This window comes from Burkholderiales bacterium (assembly GCA_015075645.1).
In the GTDB taxonomy this organism is placed as follows: domain Bacteria; phylum Pseudomonadota; class Gammaproteobacteria; order Burkholderiales; family Casimicrobiaceae; genus VBCG01.
Genome location: JABTUF010000002.1, coordinates 1 through 18,659 on the forward strand (window position 1 = coordinate 1; position 18,659 = coordinate 18,659).

Below are 18,659 nucleotides of genomic sequence, written 5' to 3' on the forward strand. Positions count from 1 at the left end.
CCATCACCACGAACGCGGGATCGGTGCGCGCGTCGACGGCCGCCTTGATCCGGTCGACCATCTCGTCCTTGGTCACGATGGCCTTGCCGGGCCGGTGGCCGCAGCGCTTCGCGCCGACCTGGTCCTCGATGTGCAGCGCGGCGGCGCCGGACTTCACCAGCGACCGCACGGTCCGCGCGATGCTGAACGCGGACGCGCCGAAGCCGGTGTCGACGTCGACGAGCAGCGGCACGCCGCACACGTCGGTGATGCGGCGCACGTCGACCAGCACGTCGTCCAGGTTGCTGATGCCGAGGTCGGGCAGCCCCAGCGACCCGGCGGCGACGCCGCCGCCGGACAGGTAGATCGCCCGGAACCCGGACTTTTCGGCAAGGATGGCGTGATAGGCGCAGATGGCGCCGGGCACCTGCAGCGGCCGCTCGGCGGCGACCGCGGCACGGAACCGCGCGCCGGGACTCGGTTCGCTCATCGCACGGGGCCGCGGCCGCTGGGCAGCGCGTCCATCAGCCGAGCAGCGACGCCACGCCGGCGCGCTCCTCCTCGAGTTCCTTCAGCGTCGCGTTCATGCGCTCGCGCGAGAAGTCGTCGATCGGCAGGTCGCCGACGACGGCGAAGCGCCCGTCGGCGCACGTCACGGGGAAGCCGTACATCACGTCCTTCGGGATGCCGTAGTCGCCGTTGCTGGCGATGCCCATCGTCACCCACCTGCCGCCGGTGCCGAGCACCCAGTCGCGCACGTGGTCGATCGCCGCGTTCGCCGCGGACGCGGCCGACGACAGGCCGCGCGCCTCGATGATCGCGGCGCCGCGCTTGCCGACCTTCGGCAGGAACGTGTCGCGGTTCCACGCCTCGTCGCCGATCAGGTCGCGGACCGACTTGCCGTCGACGGTCGCGAAGCGGTAGTCGGCGTACATCGTCGGCGAGTGGTTGCCCCAGACCACCATCTTCTCGATCGCGCCGACCGGCTTGCCGGCCCTCGCCGCCACCTGCGAGAGCGCGCGGTTGTGGTCGAGCCGCAGCATCGCGGTGAACGCCTGCTTCGGCAGCGAGGGCGCCGACTTCATCGCGATGTACGCGTTGGTGTTGGCGGGATTGCCGACCACGAGCACCTTGACGTCGCGCGCGGCGACCGCGTCGAGCGCCTTGCCCTGCTCGATGAAGATCTTCGCGTTCTCGAGCAGCAGGTCCTTGCGCTCCATGCCGGGACCGCGCGGCTTCGCCCCGACCAGCATCGCGACCTGCGCATCCTTGAACGCGACCTTCGGGTCGCCGCCACCGGTCATGCCGGCGAGGAGCGGGAAGGCGCAGTCCTCGAGTTCCATCATCACGCCCTTCAGCGCCGCCTGCGGCTTGTCGACCGGCACTTCGAGCAACTGGAGGATGACCGGCTGGTCGCGGCCCAGCATCTCGCCCGAGGCGATCCGGAAGAGGAGGCTGTAGCCGATCTGGCCGGCGGCGCCGGTCACGGCGACGCGGATGGGTGCTTTCATCGAGGACTCCTGGAAGAGGCGGGATACGGGGCAGACCCGGCCGGCGAGTGCGGTGCGCCCTAGCGCAGGCGCGCCGCCGGCGAACAGGGGAATTCTAGGCGCGGGATCGGGGGGTGTCAATCATGTCCTATAACTGATATAAGATATAGGATCCGCCGATCCGAGCGTCGATCACCCCGATGAACGCCCCGACCTTCCGGCCGCTCTGGCAGCAGATCCGCGCGCTGATGGTCCGCGAACTCGAGTCGGGCGCGTGGAAGCCGGGCGAGGCGATCCCTTCGGAACTCGAACTCGCGACGCGCTATCGCGTGTCGCTCGGCACGGCGCGCCGCGCGGTCGACGCGCTCGCCGACGAGAACCTGGTGGTCCGGCGGCAAGGGAAGGGGACGTTCGTCGCGACCCACACGGAGGAGCGCACTTCGGTGCCGCGCTTCCTGCGCATCCGGCGCGACGACGGCGTCGACGAGTACCCGGCGAGCCGGCTCGTCGACGTGCGTCGGGCGAAGGCGGGGGCCGAAGCGGCACGCCTGCTCGACCTCAAGGCCGGCGACGCGGTGATCGTGCTGCGCCGCGTGCTCGAACTCGCCCTCGCGCCCGCCGTGCTGGACGAGATCACGCTGCCGGCGGCGCTGTTTCGCGGGCTCACGAAGGACCGCGTCCTCGCCTACCACGGGTCGATGTACGGATTCTTCGAGAGCGAGTTCGGCGTGCGGATGCTGAAGGCCCGCGAGATGCTGAAGGCGGTCGCGGCCGACCCGGCGAGCGCGGCGCTCCTCGGCGTCGCGCCCGGAACCCCGCTCCTCGCGGTCGAGCGCGTCACGACGACCTACGGTGAGCGACCGGTCGAACTGCGGCGCGGGCTGTGCGCGACCGCGCGCTGCCATTACCTGAACCTGCTCGGCTGACGCCGCGCCGGCACGCGGGATGCCAGGGGCGCGCGCCCGGGCAGCTGCAGTCGCACGCGCATCGTTTCGCGCGCGCAAGGGGCGCGGAATGAACCGTTCGCGCGTGCCGACCCCCGAAACGCCGCGTTTCGCTATAATTGTGCATTGCGCACCGCGACGGCCGGCGCGATCTCCGATTCCGGGGGGGGTCGGCCGTACCGGAACGTTCGACCGATGCGCGGAACCATGCCCAGACCTTCGACGATGCCAGCGTCCCCGCATGCATGTGCCGCTTCTCGAAAGGCGTGCGCGTAGCCATGGCGAGTCCCCGTCCGACCGCACGCCGCACGTCTCCGGTCTACCTCGACCTGCTGTCGATCCGCCAGCCGCTGCCGGCGATCGTCTCGATCCTGCATCGCATCAGCGGTGCACTGCTGTTCCTCGCCGGCATCCCGCTGGCGCTGTGGGGACTCGAGTCGAGCCTGGGTTCGGCGGACGCCTACGCGTCGTTCGCGGCGGTCGTCGCGCATCCGCTGGGGAAACTCGTCGCGCTCGTGCTCCTGTGGGCGCTGCTGCACCATCTGTTCGCGGGCCTGCGGCACCTGTTCCTCGACCTGCACGTGGGCATCGCCCTCCCGGCCGCGCGACGTTCGAGCGCGATCGCGCTCGTGCTCGCGCTCCTCGTGACGCTCGCGGTGGCGGTCCGGTTATGGTGAACCTCAAGGCCAAGCACGTCGTCGGTGCGCACTACGGGCTCACCGACTGGTTCGCGCAGCGCGTGACGGCGATCGTCATGGCATTGTGGCTCATCGTGCTGCTGGGCGCGCTCCTGTGGTACGGCGGCCTCGACCACGCGGCCTGGAAGGCGCTGTGGTCGTCGAACCCGTTCCGCCTGGTCTCGTTCCTGTTCGCCGTCGCGGTCCTGTGGCACGCCTGGGTCGGCGTGCGCAACATCGCGATGGACTACCTGAAGCCGGACTGGGTGCGCGTCACGTTCCAGTGCGCGGTGATCGCCGTGCTCGTCGTGTATCTCGGCTGGACGATGCAGATCCTCTGGGGGCGGTCGTGAGCGCGCCGGCGGTCCACCGCTACGACGCGATCATCGTCGGCGCCGGCGGCGCCGGGATGCGCGCGTCGCTGCAACTCGCGCAGGCGGGACTTCGCGTCGCCGTGCTGACGAAGGTGTTCCCGACCCGCTCGCACACGGTCGCGGCGCAGGGCGGCATCGGCGCCTCGCTCGGGAACATGAGCGAGGACCACTGGTTGTGGCACATGTACGACACGATCAAGGGCTCCGACTGGCTCGGCGACCAGGACGCGATCGAGTTCATGTGCAAGATGGCGCCGAAGGTCGTCTACGAACTCGAGCACTTCGGGATGCCGTTCGACCGCAACCCGGACGGCACGATCTACCAGCGCCCGTTCGGCGGGCATTCGGCCAACTTCGGCGAGAAGTCGGTCCAGCGCGCCTGCGCCGCCGCGGATCGCACCGGACACGCGCTGCTGCACACGCTCTACCAGCGCAACGTGCGCGCGCACACGCAGTTCCTGGTCGAGTGGATGGCGCTCGACCTCGTGCGCGGCGCCGAGGGCGAGGTGCTGGGCGTCGTGGCGCTCGAGATGGAGACCGGCGAGGTCTCGATCCTGCAGGCGAAGGCGACGGTGTTCGCGACCGGCGGCGCGGGACGGATCTTCGCCGCGTCGACCAACGCGTTCATCAACACCGGCGACGGGCTCGGCATGGCCGCGCGCGCGGGCATCCCGCTCGAGGACATGGAGTTCTGGCAGTTCCACCCCACCGGCGTGGCCGGCGCGGGCGTGCTCATCACCGAGGGCGTGCGCGGCGAGGGCGGCATCCTGCTCAACAGCGACGGCGAGCGCTTCATGGAGCGCTACGCGCCGAACCTCAAGGACCTCGCCTCGCGCGACGTCGTGTCGCGGTCGATGGACCAGGAGATCAAGGAAGGGCGCGGCTGCGGCCCGCACAAGGACTACGTGCTGCTGAAGCTCGACCACCTCGGCCCCGAGGTGATCATGAAGCGCCTGCCGTCGATCCGGGAGATCGCGATCAAGTTCGCGAACGTCGACCCGATCCGCGAGCCGATCCCGGTGGTGCCGACGATCCACTACCAGATGGGCGGCATCCCGACCAACATCCACGGGCAGGTCGTCGCGCCGCGCCACGGCGACCCGAACGCGGTCGTGCCGGGCTTCCACGCGGTGGGCGAATGCGCCTGCGTGTCGGTGCACGGCGCCAACCGCCTCGGCACCAACTCGCTGCTCGACCTCATCGTGTTCGGACGCTCGGCCGGCGATTTCATCGTCGCGGAGAACCTGAAGTCGCGGTCGCATCCCGACCTGCCGAAGGACGCGGCCGACCGGCCGCTCGAGCGGCTCGCCCGGCTGGACGGGGCGAAGTCCGGCGAGTCGGTGGCCGACGTCGCCGCCGACCTGCGCAGGACGATGCAGAGCCACTGCGGCGTGTTCCGCAACCAGAAGCTCCTGTCCGAGGGCGTCGGCCGGGTGATGGAACTCGCCGAGCGCGCGAAGCGCGCGGCGATCGCAGACCACAGCCGCACGTTCAACACCGCGCGCGTCGAGGCGCTCGAACTCGACAACCTGATGGAGACCGCGAAGGCGACCATCGTGTCGGCCGAGGCGCGGCGCGAGAGCCGCGGCGCGCAGGCGCGCAGCGACCATCCGTCGCGCGACGACGCGAACTGGCTCAAGCACACATTGTGGTATTCCGAGGGCAACCGCCTCGACTACAAGCCGGTGAACCTGAAACCGCTCACGGTCGAGTCGTTCCCGCCCAAGGCCAGGACCTATTGACGCCGGCCGGCGCGAACGAGAACCTGCGTACGCCGCGCGGCCGCCACCCGGAATCGCCCCGATGAAGTTCCGCATCTACCGCTACGACCCCGAGAAGGACGCGAAGCCGTACCTGAAGGACTACGAGGTCGCGCTCGATCCGCACGACCGCATGCTGCTCGACGCGCTGGTGCGACTGAAGTCGGTCGACGACACGATCGCGTTCCGGCGCAGTTGCCGCGAAGGCGTGTGCGGCAGCGACGCGATGAACATCAACGGCAAGAACGGGCTCGCCTGCATCACCAACCTGAAGACGCTCACCGAGCCGGTCGTGCTGAAGCCGCTGCCGGGGCTCCCGGTGATCCGCGATCTCATCGTGGACATGAGCCAGTTCTTCAAGCAGTACCACTCGATCAAGCCCTACCTCGTCAACGACACGCCGCCGCCGGAGAAGGAGCGGCTGCAGTCGCCGGAGGAGCGCGAGGAACTCGACGGCCTCTACGAGTGCATCCTGTGCGCGTGCTGCTCGACCGCGTGCCCGTCGTTCTGGTGGAACCCGGACAAGTTCGTCGGGCCGGCGGGCCTGCTGCAGGCGTACCGGTTCATCGCCGACTCGCGCGATCTCGCGACCAACGAGCGCCTCGACAACCTCGAGGACCCGTATCGCCTGTTCCGCTGCCACTCGATCATGAACTGCGTCGACGTCTGCCCGAAGGGTCTCAACCCGACGCTCCAGATCGGCAGGATCAAGGAGGTCATGCTGAAGCGCGCGGTGTAGGGTCGATGGTCGGCGCCATGCCCGTACACGACCCGTCGCAGCGCGATCGCCGCGTCGGGGATTCCCGGCGCCTCGCGCGGCTGCGCTGGCGTTGCCGGCGCGGGATGCTCGAGAACGACCTCGTGCTGGAGCGCTTCCTCGACGCTCGCGGCGCGGCGATCACCGAGGACGAAGTGGCGATGCTCGACCGTCTGCTCGACCTGACCGACAGCGACCTGTGGGACCTGATCGCCGGGCGCGCGGACCCCCCCGACGACGCGCTCGCGCCGATGGTGCGGGCGCTTCGCGCGTGCTGATCCGCGCGCTGCGCAGGACCCGAAACCGAATCACGACGACCGCACCCGGAGCACCCCGATGACCGACCGCACCGCCACGCTCTCGTTCTCCGACGGCTCGCCTTCGGTGACCTTCCCGATGATCGCCGGCTCGACCGGCCCGGAGGTGATCGACATCCGGACGCTCTACGGCAAGACCGGCAAGTTCACCTACGACCCGGGCTTCATGTCGACCGCGGCCTGCCAGTCGCAGATCACCTACATCGACGGCGACAAGGGCGAACTCCTCTACCGCGGCTATCCGATCGAGGAACTCGCCGTCAAGTGCGACTTCCTCGACATCTGCTACCTGCTGCTCTACGGCGAACTGCCGAACGCCGCGCAGCAGAAGGAGTTCGACTCGCGCGTGACCGCCCACACGATGGTCAACGAGCAGATGCAGTTCTTCCTGCGCGGCTTCCGCCGCGACGCGCACCCGATGGCCGTGCTGACCGGCCTCGTCGGGGCGTTGTCCGCGTTCTACCCCGATTCGATGAACCTGCACGACCCGAAGCAGCGCGACATCTCGGCGATCCGGTTGATCGCGAAGATGCCGACGCTGGTCGCGATGGCCTACAAGTACTCGATGGGCCAGCCGTACATGTACCCGCGCAACGAACTCACTTACGCCGCGAACTTCATGCGCATGATGTTCGCGACGCCCTGCGAGGACTACCGGGTGAACCCGGTGCTGGTGCGCGCGCTCGACCGGATCTTCATTCTGCACGCCGACCACGAGCAGAACGCGTCGACCTCGACCGTGCGGCTGTGCGCCTCGTCGGGCACCAATCCGTTCGCGGCGATCGCGGCCGGCGTCGCGTGCCTCTGGGGCCCGTCGCACGGCGGCGCGAACGAGGCCGCGCTCAACATGCTCTACGAGATCCAGGCGCAGGGCGGTGTCGCGAGGATCGGCGAATTCATCGCGAAGGCGAAGGACAAGAACTCGAACGTCAAGCTGATGGGCTTCGGGCACCGGGTCTACAAGAACTACGACCCGCGCGCCAAGCTGATGCGGGAGACCTGCCACGAGGTCCTCGAGGCGCTGGGCCTGCACGACGATCCGCTGTTCAAGCTCGCGATGGCGCTCGAGAAGATCGCGCTGGAGGACGACTACTTCGTCCAGCGACGTCTGTACCCGAACGTCGACTTCTACTCCGGCATCGTGCAGAAGGCGATCGGCATCCCGGTGTCGCTGTTCACCGCGATCTTCGCGCTGGCGCGCACGGTCGGGTGGATCGCCCAGTTGAACGAGATGATCGCCGATCCCGAGTACAAGATCGGCCGGCCGCGGCAGCTCTACCACGGGGCGACGCGTCGCAGCGTGCCGCCGCTCGACGAGCGTTGATCGAATCCCCGCGCGCCGGACGCCCCGTCCGACGCCGGGACACGAAGTGCGGGACAGCGGTCCGGCAACGGGAGGTGGCGTCATGGGCGTCATGAAGGCGTGGGAATCGACCTCGAGCCTGTTCGGCGCGAACGCGCCGTTCATCGAGGAACTCTACGAGAACTGGCTCGCCCATCCGGACGCGGTGCCGGCCGAGTGGGCCGGGTACTTCGCGGAACTCAAGGGTGACGCGCCCGACGTGCCGCACGCGCCGGTCGTCGCCTCGTTCGTCGAACTGGGGCGGAGCGGCCGCGTGCGCGGCGCGATGGTCGACGCCACGACGATGGCGAAGCAGGTGCTGGTGCTGCGGCTGATCAGCAAGTTCCGGACGCTCGGATTCTTCCACGCCGACCTCGATCCGTTGAAGCGGCTCGAGCCGCCGTACCTCGCGGACCTCGACTTGCGGACCTACGGTTTCAGCGACGCGGACCTCGACACCGAGTTCGACGTCGGGTCGTTCCGCGCCGGCCCCGCCCGCATGCGGCTGCGCGACATCCACGCGGCGTTGAAGGAGACCTACACGCGCACGCTGGGTCTCGAGTACATGTACATCTCGGACACGGCGACCAAGCGCTTCCTGCAGGAGCGCGTCGAGCCCTCGCGCGCCCGCGCGTCGTTCACGCCGGAGCAGCGGCGCCACGTGCTGGAGCGGCTGACCGCCTCGGAGACGCTCGAGCGCTACCTGCACACGAAGTACGTCGGGCAGAAGCGCTTCTCCGGCGAGGGCGGCGACACGATGATCCCGATGCTCGACCACCTGATCCAGCGCGCGGGCGCCGCCGGCGTGCAGGAGATCGTGATGGGCATGGCGCATCGCGGGCGGCTGAACGTGCTGGTGAACACGCTCGGCAAGATCCCCGCCGATCTCTTCGCCGAATTCGAGGGCAAGGCCGCGCACGACCTGCCGGCGGGCGACGTCAAGTACCACCAGGGCTTCTCGTCGGACGTCGCGACGCCCGGCGGTCCGGCGCACGTGACGCTCGCGTTCAACCCGTCGCACCTCGAGATCGTGAACCCGGTGGTCGAGGGCAGCGTGCGCGCGCGCCAGCGCCGCCGCGGCGACCGCACCGGCGACCAGGTGCTGCCGATCGTCATCCACGGCGATGCCGCCATCGCGGGGCAGGGCGTCAACCAGGAGTGCCTGAACATGGCGCACACCCGCGGCTACACGACCGGCGGGACCGTGCACATCGTCGTCAACAACCAGATCGGCTTCACGACGTCGGACCCGCGGGACACGCGCGGGACGACCTACTGCACCGACATCGCGAAGATGGTCGACGCGCCGATCCTGCACGTGAACGCCGACGACCCCGAGACCTGCCTGCTGGCGGTGGACATCGCGCTCGAGTACCGGCAGAAGTTCCACAAGGACGTGTTCATCGACCTCGTGTGCTTCCGCCGCTACGGCCACAACGAGGCCGACGAGCCGATGGTGACGCAGCCGCTCATGTACAAGAAGATCCACGAGCACCCGGGCACCCGCAAGCTCTACGCCGACCGCCTCGAGCAGGCCGGCGTGGTGGCCGCCGGCGATGCCGACGCGATGGTCGCGGCGTACCGCGCGGCGATGGACCGCGGGCAGCACACCAACAAGACGATCCTGTCGAACTACAAGCCGCCGTTCACCGTGGACTGGTCGCCGTACCGCAACACGCACTGGACCGATCCCTGCGACACGCGCGTCCCGAGGAAGCGCCTCGCGGAACTCGCCGCGAAGCTCACGACGATCCCCGCGCAGTTCAAGCTGCATTCGCGCGTCGACAAGGTGATCGCCGACCGCCGGGCGATGGGCGAAGGGACGCAGAAGCTCGACTGGGGCATGGGCGAGACCCTCGCCTACGCGAGCCTGATCGACCAGGGCTACGGCGTGCGGCTCACCGGCGAGGACGTCGGCCGCGGCACCTTCTCGCACCGTCACGCGGTGCTGCACGACCAGAACCGCGAGCGCTGGGACAGCGGCATCTACGTGCCGCTCGAGCACGTCAAGCCGGACCAGCCCGTCTTCGAGGTGATCGACTCGGTGCTGACCGAGGAAGCGACGATGGCCTTCGAGTACGGCTACGCGACGTCGGAGCCGTCCCAGCTCGTGATCTGGGAGGCCCAGTTCGGCGATTTCGCGAACGGCGCGCAGGTCGTGATCGACCAGTTCATCAGCTCGGGCGAGGTCAAGTGGGGCCGCATCTGCGGACTCGTGCTCCTGCTGCCGCACGGCTACGAGGGACAGGGGCCGGAGCACTCTTCGGCCCGGCCCGAGCGCTACCTGCAACTGTGCGCGCAGCACAACCTGCAGGTCGTCGTGCCCTCGACGCCGGCGCAGGTGTTCCACATGCTGCGCCGGCAGATGATCCGGCCCTACCGCAAGCCGCTCGTCGTGATGAGTCCGAAGAGCCTCTTGCGGCACAAGGACGCGGTCTCCACGATGGACGAGCTCGCCGAGGGCCGCTTCCAGTGCGTGATCGGCGAGACCGACGCGATCGACCCCTCGCGCACGCGCCGCGTGATCGTGTGCTCCGGCAAGGTGTACTACGATCTCCTGGCCCACCGGCGCGAGCAGAAGATCGACGACATCGCGATCGTCCGGCTGGAGCAGCAGTATCCGTTCCCGCACGCCGAGTTCAAGGCGGAGATGGCGAAATACCCGAAGACGAAGGAGGTCGTCTGGTGCCAGGAGGAGCCGCAGAACCAGGGCGCCTGGTACCGCTTGCGGGCGTACCTGCGCGCCGATGCGCTCGACTCGCAGGTGCTCGCCTACGCCGGCCGCAAGGTGTCGGCCTCGCCCGCGGTCGGCTATGCCGCGAAGCACAATGCCGAGCAGAAGCAGTTGATCGAGGACGCGTTCGCAGCGAAGCTCGCCTCCGGCGAGATGCTGGTCGCCCATTGACGAGGACCGCGCGCGCGGTGAGGCCATGAAACTCGAAGTCAAGGTACCCCAGCTCCCCGAATCCGTCGCCGAGGCGACGCTCGTGAGCTGGCACAAGAAGGCGGGCCAGCCGGTTCGCCGCGACGAGAACCTGGTCGACGTCGAGACCGACAAGGTCGTGCTCGAATTGCCCGCGCCCGGCGACGGCGTGCTGGTCGAGATCCTGAAAGGCGACGGGTCGACGGTGACGTCGAACGACGTCATCGCGGTGATCGACACCGAAGCGAAGGGCGCAGCGGCCGCCCCCGCGGCCGCGTCGGGGCCGGCCGCCGCCGCGGCCAAGCCCGCCGCCGCGAAGCCCGCGGCAGCGATGCCCGCGACAGCGGCAGAGGCCCTGCCGGCTGCGCGCAAGCTCATGGCCGAGACAGGACTCGCCGCGGGAGAGGTGGCCGGCACCGGCCGCGGCGGTCGCGTGACCAAGGGCGACGTGCTCGCCGCGATGGCGAAGGCTCCGCTCCCGACGCCCACCGCACCGGCGCCCTTCGCCGCGCCCGCGGCCCTCGCGCCGGTCGCGCAGGGCTCACGGCCCGAGCAGCGGGTGCCGATGTCGCGGCTGCGCCAGCGCGTCGCCGAGCGGCTGGTCCAGTCGCAGTCGACCGCCGCGATCCTGACCACGTTCAACGAAGTGAACATGGGGCCGGTGATCGAGCTGCGGAACCGCTACAAGGACCGCTTCGAGAAGGAACACGGCGTCAAGCTCGGCTTCATGGGCTTCTTCGTGAAGGCGGCGGTGCACGCGCTCCGGAAATACCCGCTCGTCAACGCGTCGATCGACGGCAACGACATCGTCTACCACGGCTACTACGACATCGGGATCGCGGTCGGCAGCCCGCGCGGACTGGTGGTGCCGATCATCCGCGACGCCGACCAGCTCTCGATCGCCGAGATCGAGCTCCAGATCGCCGACTACGGCAAGCGCGCGCAGGAGGGCAAGCTCACGGTCGAGGAACTGACCGGCGGCACCTACACGATCTCCAACGGCGGCGTGTTCGGGTCGATGCTCTCCACGCCGATCATCAATCCGCCGCAGTCGGCGATCCTCGGCGTGCACGCGACGAAGGACCGTGCGGTGGTGGAGAACGGCCAGGTCGTGGTGCGGCCGATGAACTACCTCGCGCAGAGCTACGATCACCGGATCATCGACGGCCGCGAGGCCGTGCTGTCGCTCGTCGCGATCAAGGACGCGCTGGAGGATCCGGCGCGGCTCATTCTCGACGTCTGACCCCTGCCGCGCCCGCCCCGACCCGGAGCGTCGAACCCGGAACCCGGAACCTGGAGTTTGCATGGCTGATTCCTTCGACGTGGTCGTGATCGGCGGCGGGCCCGGCGGCTACATCGCAGCGATCCGTGCCGCCCAGCTCGGATTCACCACCGCCTGCATCGACGACGGGACGCGCGCGGACGGCAAGCCGGCCCCGGGCGGCACCTGCACGAACGTCGGCTGCATCCCGTCGAAGGCGCTTCTGCAGTCGTCGGAGCATTTCGAGCACGCGGGACACGGATTCGCGCAGCACGGGATCGCGGTCAAGGGCCTTTCGATCGACGTCGCGACGATGCTCGCGCGGAAGGACAAGGTCGTCCTCCAGAACAACGAGGGCATCCTCTACCTGCTGAAAAAGAACAAGGTCGCGTTCTTCCACGGGCGCGGCAGTTTCGCCGGGAAGGAAGGCGACGCCTGGACGATCGCAGTCGAGGGCGCCGCAAGGGCCACGCTCGCCGCGAAGCGCGTCATCGTCGCCACCGGCAGCGTGCCGCGCGCGCTTCCCGGGGCGCCGTTCGACGGCGATCGCATCCTCGACAACGCCGGGGCGCTCGCGATACCCGAGGTTCCGAAACGCCTGGGCGTGGTCGGCGCCGGCGTGGTCGGACTGGAGATGGGCAGCGTGTGGCGGCGGCTGGGCGCCGAGGTGACCGTGCTCGAGGCGCTGCCGAACTTCCTCGGCGCCGCCGACGACGCCGTCGCGAAGGAAGCGCAGAAGGCGTTCGCGAAGCAGGGGCTCGCGATCCACACCGGAGCGAAGATCGCTACGGTGCGTTCGGCCAAGGGCACCGTGACGGTCGACTGGACCGACGCGAAGGGCGCGGCGCAGAAGGCCGCCTTCGACCGGTTGATCGTGTCGATCGGCCGAGCGCCGAATACCGCCGGGCTTCGCGCCGACGCCGTGGGCCTCGCGCTCGACGACCGGGGCTTCGTCGCGGTCGACGACGAGTGCCGCACGAACCTGCCCGACGTCTGGGCGATCGGCGACGTGGTCCGTGGGCCGATGCTCGCGCACAAGGCGGAAGAGGAGGGCGTGGCGGTCGCCGAGCGGATCGCCGGCCAGAAGCCGCACGTCGACTTCGGAACGGTTCCGTGGGTCATCTACACCTCGCCCGAGATCGCATGGGTCGGGAAGAACGAGCGCGAACTCGCGGCGGCGGGCATCGCCTACAGGGCGGGAACCTTTCCGTTCTCGGCGAACGGCCGGGCGCGCGCGATGGGGGACACCACCGGATTCGTCAAGATCCTCGCGGACGCCGCGACCGACCGGGTCCTCGGACTCCACGCGATCGGGCCGATGGCCTCCGAACTCGTCGCCGAGGGCGTGATGGCGATGGAGTTCGGCGCCTCGTCCGAGGACATCGCGCGGATCTGCCACGCGCACCCGACGCTGTCGGAGGCGACGAAGGAGGCGGCCCTCGCGGTGGCGAAGCGGACGCTCAACCTCTGAAGCGCCGCGCCGATCCGCCCGCCGCCTCGAGCGATCGGATGCACCGGTCCGGCCGCCTTTGCCACGGTTTCGCACCGCCGCATGAACCGCGCGGCGGTTGGGCGTAAGATCGCCGGCGTGGGGGAACACGAAGCCGCGGCGGGGGAGACCGTCGGCGCGAACCTCGAGCGGCACCTGGCCGCGCGGGGAAGCGCGCCGGATCCTCCGCAGCGCGCCGCCGCCGCACGGCTCGACCGTCTCGCGGCCGAACTCGCCTCGTTCCGGGCGGCCAGGCAGTCGACGCTGCGCCGCCTGCTGGTGCCGCCGCCCGTGCCGCGCGGCGTCTACCTGTGGGGCGGCGTGGGCCGCGGCAAGAGCCTGCTGATGGACGCCTTCTACGGCGCGGTCGCGATCCGCAGGAAGACGCGCGTGCATTTCCATGCGTTCATGCGCGACACCCACGAGGCGCTCGCGAGCCTCAAGCACGAAGCCGACCCGCTCGCGAGGGTCGCCGACCGCATCGCGAAGCGCCACCGCCTCGTGTGCTTCGACGAGTTCCACGTGTCCGACATCGCCGACGCGATGATCCTCGGACGGCTGCTCGAGGCGCTCCTCGCGCGCGGGACGGTCTTCGTGATGACCTCGAACTTCCGGCCCGACCGGCTGTGGCCCGACGGCATCCAGCGCGAGCGTTTCCTGCCGGCGATCGCGCTGATCGAGCGCGAACTCGACGTGATCGAGGTCGACGGCGGCGTCGACTACCGGCTGCGCACGCTCTCGCAGGCCCGGACCTGGCTCGTGCCCCCCGGCGCCGCGGCGGACGCCGAACTCGCCCGCTCGTTCGAGGCGATGGCGAACGGTCCCGACGAGGACCGCAGGCTCGCGATCGAGGGACGCACGATCGTCGCACGCAGGCGCGCCGGGAGCGCGGCGTGGTTCGACTTCGCCTCGCTGTGCGACGGTCCGCGCTCGCAGCGCGACTACCTCGAGATCGCGCGACGCTTCTCGGTCGTCCTGCTGTCCGGCGTGCCGGCGATGGGGCCGGCGACCGCGGACCTCGCGCGGCGGTTCACCTGGCTCGTCGACATCCTGTACGATCATCGTGTGAAGCTCATCGCCTCGGCCGCGGTCGAGGCGGACGCGCTCTACCGCGAGGGTCCCGCGTCCCACGAGTTCCCGCGCACCGTGAGCCGCCTGATCGAGATGCGCACCCGCGACTACATGGCGGAACCGCACGCCAGCCGCGACGCGGCGGCGGCCGAGGCCGCCTGAGCCACGACACCGACCCACCGGAGGAGACCCCCGTGCAGACCCACGCGCAGACGTCGTTCAAGGCCTATCGCACCTACGAGGACCAGGGCATCGTCGCGAGCCGCTTCGTCGACATGAAGGTCGACGAGCTCGACCCGGGCGACGTGCTGGTGCGGACCAAGTACTCGACGATCAACTACAAGGACGCGCTGTCGCACAACGGCACCGGGCGGATCATGCGCAAGTTCCCGACGGTCGCGGGCATCGACATGTCGGGCACCGTCGAGCAGTCGTCCGATCCCCGGTGGAAGAAGGGCGACAAGGTGATCGTGCACGCCTACGACATGGGCGTGGCGCACGACGGCGGCTACAGCGAGTTCGTGCGCGTGCCGGGCGACTGGATCGTGCGTCGTCCCGAGAGCATGACGGCGTTCGACGCGATGACGCTCGGCACCGCGGGGTACACCGCGGCGCTCGCGATCCACCTGATGGAGCACAACGGGTTGAAGCCCGCGAACGGCCCGGTCGCGGTGACCGGGGCGACCGGCGGCGTCGGTTGCGTCGCGGTCGAGATCCTCTCGAAGCTCGGCTACCAGGTGGTCGCCATCACAGGGAAGGCGAAGGAGGAGGGCGCGTGGCTCAAGTCGATCGGCGCCTCCGAGGTGCTCTCGCGCCAGTCGATCGACCTCGCGAAGATCCGGCCGCTCGGACCGGCGACCTACGCGGGGGCGATCGACAACCTGGGCGGCGACATCCTCGCCTGGCTCTTGTCGATGCAGAAGATCGGCGGGACGGTCGGTGCCGTGGGCCTCGCCGCCGACATGAAGCTCCACACGACGGTCGCGCCGTTCATCCTGCGCGGCGTCCACCTGCTCGGCGTCGACAGCGCGAACACGCCGATGGCGCTGCGGCAGACGCTCTGGAACAAGCTCGCGGTCGCCTGGCGGCCCGACCGCGTGCACGACCAAGTGCGCACGATCGACTTCGAGGACCTGCCGACCCACTTCGACGCGTACCTGAAGGGCATGGTGCGCGGCCGCACGGTGGTGCGCGTGGGCAAGGATTCTCACCCTTGATCCCGGGTCCGGCACCGCGCCCGCGAAGGCTCCCGTTGCTCCGGGATTGACCCCGATCATTTCCGGCCGCGGCCGGACGGGCATAGCGTAGCTCCTCGACGACCGAAACCCGCCCGGGCCCCGACCCATGGACAGCTATCGAGACTTCCACCGCCGTTCCCTGAAGGAACGCGACGCGTTCTGGCGCGCGGAGGCCGCGCTCGTCGACTGGCACGAGCCGTTCCGCGAGGTGCTCGACTATTCGCGCCCGCCGTTCGCGCGCTGGTTCGTCGGCGGCCGGACCAACCTCTGCCACAACGCGATCGACCGGCACCTCGCGGACCGCGCATCGCAGCCCGCGCTCGTCTACCTGTCGAGCGAGACCGGCGAGGAACGGACCTGGAGCTACGCCGAGCTGCACGCGGAAGTGAACCGGATGGCCGCGGTGCTCGCGTCGCTCGGCGTCGCGAAGGGCGATCGCGTGCTCGTCTACATGCCGATGATCGCGGAAGCCGCGTTCGCGATGCTCGCCTGCGCGCGCCTGGGCGCCATCCATTCGGTCGTGTTCGGCGGCTTCGCGGCGGCTTCGCTCGCGACCCGCATCGACGACGCGCGTCCGAAGGCCATGGTGACCTCCGACGCGGGCATGCGCGGCGGCAAGCCGGTCCCGTACAAGCACCTGGTCGACGAAGCGCTCGCGCTCGCGAAGCACCCGCCGGCGAAGGTCCTGATCGTCGACCGCGGCATCGACCGCGCGATGGCACGCACGGCCGGCCGCGACGTCGACTACGCGGAGCTCCGCGCGCGGCACCTGGACGCCCGCGTGCCCTGCGCGTGGCTCGAGTCCTCCGAGCCGTCGTACATCCTCTACACCTCGGGCACCACGGGGAAGCCCAAGGGCGTGCAGCGCGACACCGGCGGCTACGCGGTCGCGCTCGCGAGTTCGATGCGCCGCATCTTCGACCTCGCGCCCGGCGAGACGATGTTCACGACCTCCGACATCGGCTGGGTGGTCGGCCACTCCTACATCGTCTACGCGCCGCTCATCAACGGCTCGACGACGATCATGTACGAGGGGCTGCCGATCCGGCCCGACCCGGCGGTCTGGTGGAAGATCGTCGAGGAGCGGAAGGTGAAGACGATGTTCAGTTCGCCGACCGCGATCCGCGTGCTGAAGAAGCAGGACCCGAAGTACATGACGATGCACGACCTGTCGTCGCTGCGCTGGCTGTTCCTCGCCGGCGAGCCGCTCGACGAGCCCACCGCGCGCTGGGCGAGCGAGGCGCTCGGCGTCGCGATCGTCGACAACTACTGGCAGACCGAGACCGGCTGGCCGATCCTCTCGGCGCTCCCCGGCGTCGAGGACACGCCGCGCAAGTTCGGCAGCCCCTCGTTCCCGGTGCACGGCTACGACGTGAGGCTCGTCGACGAGGCGACCGGACGCGACTCGGGCACCGACGAGAAGGGCGTCCTCACGATCGCGCCGCCGCTGCCGCCCGGCTGCATGACCACCGTGTGGGGCGACGACGAGCGCTTCGTCAAGACTTACTTCGGCACCATCCCGGGCAAGCTCCTCTACTCGACCTTCGACTGGGCGACGCGCGACGCGGACGGCTACCACTTCGTGCTCGGCCGCACCGACGACGTGATCAACGTCGCCGGACACCGCCTCGGCACGCGCGAGATCGAGGAGGCGGTGCAGTCGCACAGCGGCGTCGCCGAAGTCGCGGTCGTCGGCGTCGCGGACCCGGTCAAGGGCCAGGTCCCGGTCGCCTTCGCCGTGCTCAAGGATCCCGCGCGCGCCGCGACCCCCGAGGCCGCGTCCGCCATGCGCAAGGAAGTGATGGACACGGTCGATCGCGAACTCGGCGCGATCGCGCGCCCCGGCCAGGTGCACTTCGTGACGCTCTTGCCGAAGACACGCTCGGGCAAGCTCCTGCGCCGCTCGATCCAGGCGCTCGCCGAGGGGCGCGACCCTGGCGACCTCACGACGATCGAGGATCCGGGGGCGCTCGAGCAGATCCGCGCGGCGCTGGGCACCGCCTAGGCTGCGGCCTCAGGGCGGAAGCAAACCGGCTCCGCGCGCCAGCGCGCGGATCGCCTCGAGGTCGGCGCGAAACGCTCGCGGGAACTCGCCGGGTTCGTCGACGACGGGCTCGTAACCCAGCGCTTCGAGTCGCGCGCGCAGCTCCGGGCTGCGCATGGCTGCGAGATAGGCGGCTTCGACGCGCGCGAGGATCGGGGGCGCGATGCCGGCGGGCGCGAAAAGGCCGTACCACGGCGTCAACGGAATCGCGCTCATCCCCGCCTCGGCGAACGTCGGCAGCGCGGGAACCTTCGCCGTGCGCCGGTCGCCGGCGACGGCGAGGAGCCGCACCCGCCCTGCGTCGGCGTGCAGTTTCATCGTGGCGACCTCGTTGATCTGGAGCTGCGCGCGGCCGGCGACGAGGTCGAGCGTCGCCGCGGGTGCGCCGCGGTATTCGACCGTGAGGAATTCGACGCCGGCCCGCCGGGCGAAATGTTCGACGCACAGCCGGGAGAACGCTGTCGGCCCGGAGGTGGCGAAGACCAGTCCGCGGGGATGGCGGCGCGCCTGCTCGACCAGGGCGGTCATCGTGTGTGCGGGCACGTCCGGATGCACGGCGAGCACGAACGGCACCCAGGCGATGCGTCCGATCGCAACGAAGTCGCGCGCAGCGTCGATGCCATATCGCGGATCGAGCACAGGAGAACTCAGCATGTTGCTCATGCCGCCGACGAGCAGCGTGTAGCCGTCGGGCGCCGACTGGGCGGCGAACTTGGTGCCGATCGCACCGCTCGCCCCCGGGCGGTTCTCCACGACGGTGGGTTGGCCCCAGGCTTCCGCGAGTGCGTCGGCGAGAATGCGCGCAACGTTGTCGTTCGCGCTGCCGGGCTGCTGTGCGGCCACGATGCGAACGGTCCGGACCGGAAACGCGTCGACGACGACTCCCGGAGGATCCGTCTGGGCCGTCGCCGTGCCCACGGCGAGGATGAACAAGAGGGGCACGCGTGCGACCCGGAAGTCCATGCGCCCCATTGTATCGTCGCGCAGGCCGCG

At 69.8% G+C, this 18,659-nt stretch carries 16 protein-coding genes; 13 read left to right on the forward strand and 3 right to left on the reverse strand.

All coding sequences use genetic code 11. The features are described 5' to 3' along the window. Together HS109_03495 and HS109_03500 are read right to left on the reverse strand one after the other, a co-directional pair. Positions 1-469: isocitrate lyase/phosphoenolpyruvate mutase family protein (locus HS109_03495; protein ID MBE7521433.1), on the reverse strand; the 469-nt coding region annotated here is incomplete at its 3' end. 34 nt (positions 470-503) lie between these two features. After that, entirely contained in the window at positions 504-1,490 is a 987-nt protein-coding gene (locus tag HS109_03500; GenBank protein MBE7521434.1) for a malate dehydrogenase, read from the reverse strand. A gap of 179 nt (positions 1,491-1,669) precedes the next feature. Between HS109_03500 and HS109_03505 the strand changes: the two genes are divergently transcribed. The 13 genes from HS109_03505 (at position 1,670) to HS109_03565 (ending at position 17,627) form a co-directional block, all read left to right on the forward strand. Beyond that, positions 1,670-2,395, forward strand: a complete 726-nt coding sequence (locus tag HS109_03505; GenBank protein MBE7521435.1) for a GntR family transcriptional regulator — start codon at positions 1,670-1,672, stop codon at positions 2,393-2,395. Between the two features lie 296 nt (positions 2,396-2,691). Further along, positions 2,692-3,090 (forward strand): succinate dehydrogenase, cytochrome b556 subunit, encoded by a 399-nt coding sequence (sdhC, locus tag HS109_03510; GenBank protein MBE7521436.1) that lies wholly within the window; start codon positions 2,692-2,694, stop codon positions 3,088-3,090. Then, positions 3,084-3,443 carry a succinate dehydrogenase, hydrophobic membrane anchor protein gene (gene sdhD, locus HS109_03515; GenBank protein ID MBE7521437.1) on the forward strand — a complete coding sequence of 120 codons (360 nt, stop codon included), beginning with the start codon at positions 3,084-3,086 and terminating at the stop codon, positions 3,441-3,443. Before sdhC ends, sdhD begins: the two co-directional genes overlap by 7 nt. Beyond that, positions 3,428-5,206: a succinate dehydrogenase flavoprotein subunit gene (locus HS109_03520; protein ID MBE7521438.1), complete on the forward strand. Its 1,779-nt coding sequence runs from the start codon at positions 3,428-3,430 to the stop codon at positions 5,204-5,206. The genes sdhD and HS109_03520 overlap by 16 nt, the downstream gene beginning before the upstream one ends. A 61-nt stretch (positions 5,207-5,267) precedes the next feature. Beyond that, positions 5,268-5,963 (forward strand): succinate dehydrogenase iron-sulfur subunit, encoded by a 696-nt coding sequence (locus HS109_03525; protein MBE7521439.1) that lies wholly within the window; start codon positions 5,268-5,270, stop codon positions 5,961-5,963. Between the two features lie 17 nt (positions 5,964-5,980). Further along, positions 5,981-6,259 carry a succinate dehydrogenase assembly factor 2 gene (locus HS109_03530; protein ID MBE7521440.1) on the forward strand — a complete coding sequence of 93 codons (279 nt, stop codon included), beginning with the start codon at positions 5,981-5,983 and terminating at the stop codon, positions 6,257-6,259. A 58-nt stretch (positions 6,260-6,317) separates the two neighbouring features. Next, the gene (locus tag HS109_03535; GenBank protein MBE7521441.1) at positions 6,318-7,622 is read left to right on the forward strand and encodes a citrate synthase; all 1,305 of its coding nucleotides are present in this window, start codon (positions 6,318-6,320) and stop codon (positions 7,620-7,622) included. Between the two features lie 82 nt (positions 7,623-7,704). After that, complete coding sequence (locus tag HS109_03540; protein ID MBE7521442.1) at positions 7,705-10,545, forward strand: 2-oxoglutarate dehydrogenase E1 component; 2,841 nt, start codon at positions 7,705-7,707, stop codon at positions 10,543-10,545. A 25-nt stretch (positions 10,546-10,570) separates the two neighbouring features. Then, positions 10,571-11,806 carry a 2-oxoglutarate dehydrogenase complex dihydrolipoyllysine-residue succinyltransferase gene (gene odhB / locus HS109_03545; GenBank protein MBE7521443.1) on the forward strand — a complete coding sequence of 412 codons (1,236 nt, stop codon included), beginning with the start codon at positions 10,571-10,573 and terminating at the stop codon, positions 11,804-11,806. Positions 11,807-11,867: 61 nt separating this feature from the next. Further along, complete coding sequence (gene lpdA / locus HS109_03550) at positions 11,868-13,295, forward strand: dihydrolipoyl dehydrogenase (protein ID MBE7521444.1); 1,428 nt, start codon at positions 11,868-11,870, stop codon at positions 13,293-13,295. Between the two features lie 81 nt (positions 13,296-13,376). Then, positions 13,377-14,546, forward strand: coding sequence for a cell division protein ZapE (locus HS109_03555; protein ID MBE7521445.1), 1,170 nt, complete (start codon positions 13,377-13,379; stop codon positions 14,544-14,546). Between the two features lie 32 nt (positions 14,547-14,578). Beyond that, a complete protein-coding gene (locus HS109_03560) occupies positions 14,579-15,601 on the forward strand; it encodes a YhdH/YhfP family quinone oxidoreductase (protein ID MBE7521446.1) in 1,023 nt (340 codons plus the stop codon). Positions 15,602-15,728: 127 nt separating this feature from the next. Next, a complete protein-coding gene (locus tag HS109_03565; GenBank protein ID MBE7521447.1) occupies positions 15,729-17,627 on the forward strand; it encodes a propionate--CoA ligase in 1,899 nt (632 codons plus the stop codon). 9 nt (positions 17,628-17,636) lie between these two features. Here HS109_03565 and HS109_03570 read toward each other — a convergent pair whose 3' ends face one another. Then, positions 17,637-18,608 (reverse strand): tripartite tricarboxylate transporter substrate binding protein, encoded by a 972-nt coding sequence (locus HS109_03570; protein ID MBE7521448.1) that lies wholly within the window; start codon positions 18,606-18,608, stop codon positions 17,637-17,639. Positions 18,609-18,659 lie beyond the last annotated feature (51 nt).

Bases quoted from the DNA above. Each gene is read 5' to 3' on its own strand.
- HS109_03505 (MBE7521435.1), top strand. From the start codon at position 1,670: ATGAACGCCCCGACCTTCCGGCCGCTCTGGCAGCAGATCCGCGCGCTG.
- odhB (MBE7521443.1), top strand. From the start codon at position 10,571: ATGAAACTCGAAGTCAAGGTACCCCAGCTCCCCGAATCCGTCGCCGAG.
- sdhD (MBE7521437.1), top strand. From the start codon at position 3,084: ATGGTGAACCTCAAGGCCAAGCACGTCGTCGGTGCGCACTACGGGCTC.
- HS109_03500 (MBE7521434.1), bottom strand. From the start codon at position 1,490: ATGAAAGCACCCATCCGCGTCGCCGTGACCGGCGCCGCCGGCCAGATC.
- HS109_03530 (MBE7521440.1), top strand. From the start codon at position 5,981: ATGCCCGTACACGACCCGTCGCAGCGCGATCGCCGCGTCGGGGATTCC.
- lpdA (MBE7521444.1), top strand. From the start codon at position 11,868: ATGGCTGATTCCTTCGACGTGGTCGTGATCGGCGGCGGGCCCGGCGGC.
- HS109_03555 (MBE7521445.1), top strand. From the start codon at position 13,377: ATGAACCGCGCGGCGGTTGGGCGTAAGATCGCCGGCGTGGGGGAACAC.
- HS109_03535 (MBE7521441.1), top strand. From the start codon at position 6,318: ATGACCGACCGCACCGCCACGCTCTCGTTCTCCGACGGCTCGCCTTCG.
- sdhC (MBE7521436.1), top strand. From the start codon at position 2,692: ATGGCGAGTCCCCGTCCGACCGCACGCCGCACGTCTCCGGTCTACCTC.
- HS109_03565 (MBE7521447.1), top strand. From the start codon at position 15,729: ATGGACAGCTATCGAGACTTCCACCGCCGTTCCCTGAAGGAACGCGAC.
- HS109_03525 (MBE7521439.1), top strand. From the start codon at position 5,268: ATGAAGTTCCGCATCTACCGCTACGACCCCGAGAAGGACGCGAAGCCG.
- HS109_03540 (MBE7521442.1), top strand. From the start codon at position 7,705: ATGGGCGTCATGAAGGCGTGGGAATCGACCTCGAGCCTGTTCGGCGCG.